The sequence below is a fragment of the Prevotella conceptionensis 9403948 genome (genome assembly GCF_000312305.1).
Taxonomy (GTDB): Bacteria; Bacteroidota; Bacteroidia; order Bacteroidales; family Bacteroidaceae; genus Prevotella; species Prevotella conceptionensis.
This window is the reverse complement of sequence record NZ_HE999445.1, coordinates 323,776-326,618: the sequence shown is the minus strand read 5'-3', so window position 1 is coordinate 326,618 and position 2,843 is coordinate 323,776. Positions and strand designations below refer to the sequence as shown.

Here is a 2,843-nt window from a genome sequence, read left to right as displayed (position 1 = left end):
CAGAATTGGGGTTTCCCAACATACAACTGGGATGAGATGTTGCGCGACGGTTGCGCCTGGTGGGTGCGCCGTTTCCAAAACATGGCGAAGTTTTTCGATGCCTATCGCATCGACCACGTGCTGGGTTTCTTCCGCATTTGGGGAATTCCCGTGTCGTGTGTAGACGGCTTGTTGGGGCAGTTCTCTCCCTCGTTGGGCATGAGTCGCGAGGAGATAGAGGCCTATGGGCTGCCTTTCAACGAAGAGGCGTTCACCCGTCCGTTCATCAGCGACTGGGTTCTCGACCGCATGTTCGGCGAAAATGCCGACAACGTGAAGGCTACTTATCTGCAACCCCTGCACGACGACATCTGGCAATTGCGCCCCGAATACGACACGCAGCGCAAGATTGAGCAGGCCTTTGAGGGCAAAAACGAAGATGCCGACCGCTGGTTGCGCGATGGACTCTTCGCCTTGGTGAGCGATGTGCTTTTCGTTCGCGACAGAAAAGACCCCTCTAAGTTCCATCCGCGCATCTCCGTTCAGCACGATTTTGTGTACGAGGCACTTTGGGATAAGGATAAGGATGTGTTTAACCGCATATACAACGACTATTATTATCGCCGTAACAACCAATTCTGGTATTACGAGGCGATGAAGAAACTGCCCAAGCTGGTTGAGGCCACACGCATGCTTGTGTGTGCCGAAGACCTGGGCATGGTGCCCGATTGCGTGGCGTGGGTGATGAACGAGCTACGCATTCTGTCGCTCGAAGTACAGTCTATGCCCAAAGATCCCCGTGTGCGCTTTGGCAACCTTTCTGCTTTCCCTTATCGTTCGGTAAACACTTTTAGCAGTCACGACATGCCGACACTCCGCCAATGGTGGGACGAGAATTGGGAACGAACCCAAGAATATTATAACACGATGCTCTACAAAGGTGGTCCTGCGCCGCATCCGCTTTCGGGTCTTTTGGCTCGCGAAATAGTGTTGCGCCAGCTTTTGTCGCCCTCCATGTTGTGCATTCTCAGCATTCAAGACTGGTTGTCCACAGACGAAGACCTGCGTTTGCCCGATGCTGATGCCGAACGCATCAACATTCCTGCCAACCCGCGCCATTATTGGCGTTATCGTATGCACCTCAATATCGAAGACTTGATGGCTAACACACCCTTCTGTACGGCCGTTAAGGATATGGTTCAACAAAGCGGACGCTGAAAGAGTGAAAAGGTGAAAGGGTGAAAAGATGGCTGCGCCTTTTAAGGGTGAAAAGGTGAAAGAGTGAAAAGGTGAAAAGATGGCTGCGCCTTTTAAAGGTGAAAGGGTGAAAAGGTGAAAAGGTGAAAAGATGGCTGCGCGTATCTGTCAACTTGGCCACTCGTCAACTTGGCCACTCGTCAACTTGGCCACTCGTTAACTTGTCAACTCATGAACTTGGCCACTCGTCAACTTGTGCACTTGTCAATTCGTCCACTCGTCAACTGGTCAACTTTTGAACTGCTCAACTTGTGAACTCGTGAACTTGTTAACTCGTCAACTGGTCAACTCGTGAACTGGTCAACTTGTGAACTGGTCAACTTGTTAACTTATCAACTCAATAACAACAACGATATGAACATAAAAGGATTTATCATGGCTGCCTTGTTTGTTTGCGCCCAAGGGCTTGACGTACGTGCGCAAGACATGAACGAAATGGCTTACTCGCCCCGTGAAACGGTGTTTAAACTCCATGCACCTGCCAATGCTAAACGCGTAACGGTAAGGATTTATGCCGAAGGACAGGGGGGAAAGCCACTGCAAACCTTGCGAATGAAACCCGCAGGCAAAGACATGTGGAGCGTTACAGCCAAAGGCGACCTCAAAGGACGTTTCTATACCTTCGACGTTCCTGCCTTTAACCTGGGCGAAACGCCGGGCATCTTTGCCAAGGCTGTGGGCGTAAACGGTAGGCGAGGGGCCATTATAAACCTCGAAGAGACTAATCCAGAGGGATGGAAAGCCGACAAACGTCCGCCGTTGGCATCGCCTGCCGACCTCGTTATCTACGAACTTCACCATCGCGACTTCTCCATCCATCCCTCGTCGGGCATCAAGCATAAGGGTAAGTTCTTGGCCCTAACCGAAGAAAAGGCCATCAGCCACCTGCGCCAATTGGGTATTAATGCCGTGCATATTCTGCCTTCGTTCGACTTTGCCTCGATAGACGAAACGCGTTTGGATAAGCCGCAGTATAATTGGGGCTACGATCCGCTGAACTATAACGTGCCCGAAGGCTCGTACAGCACCGATCCCTATCGCCCCGAAGTGCGCATTCGCGAGTTCAAACAGATGGTTCAAGCACTGCATAAGGCAGGCATTCGCGTTATTCTCGATGTGGTTTACAACCACACCTACGACCTTTCGGGCAGTGCATTTCAACGCACCTGGCCCGACTACTTCTATCGCAAACGTGCCGATGGAACGTATTCCGATGGGTCGGGTTGCGGCAACGAAACGGCCAGCGAGCAGCCTTTGATGCGCCAGTTTATGATAGAGTCGATGAAACATTGGGCAAAGGAGTACCACATCGACGGGTTCCGCGTAGACCTGATGGGTGTTCACGACATCGAAACGATGAACCGTATTCAGGCCGAAATGCAAAAGATAGACCCCTCCATATATATATATGGTGAGGGGTGGAGTGCAGGCACGTGCGCCTATCCGCAAGAAAAACTGGCCACGAAAGCCAATACTGCGCAGATGCCGGGCATCGGAGCGTTTAGCGATGAGCTGCGCGATGCACTGCGCGGACCATTCTCCGACGACCGCAAGCCTGCTTTTTGGCCGCCCTTAACGGTCACGAAGAGAGCTTGAAATTTGGCATC

General features: G+C 51.8%; 1 protein-coding gene and 1 pseudogene. Both read left to right on the top strand.

Annotation, left to right across the window (positions count from 1 at the left end; all coding sequences use genetic code 11):
• Positions 1 to 1,197: 4-alpha-glucanotransferase (locus BN93_RS05655; protein ID WP_044259916.1), on the top strand; the 1,197-nt coding region annotated here is incomplete at its 5' end.
• Positions 1,198 to 1,590: 393 nt separating this feature from the next.
• A pseudogene (gene pulA, locus BN93_RS05650) lies at positions 1,591 to 2,843 on the top strand (type I pullulanase); the annotation flags it as partial.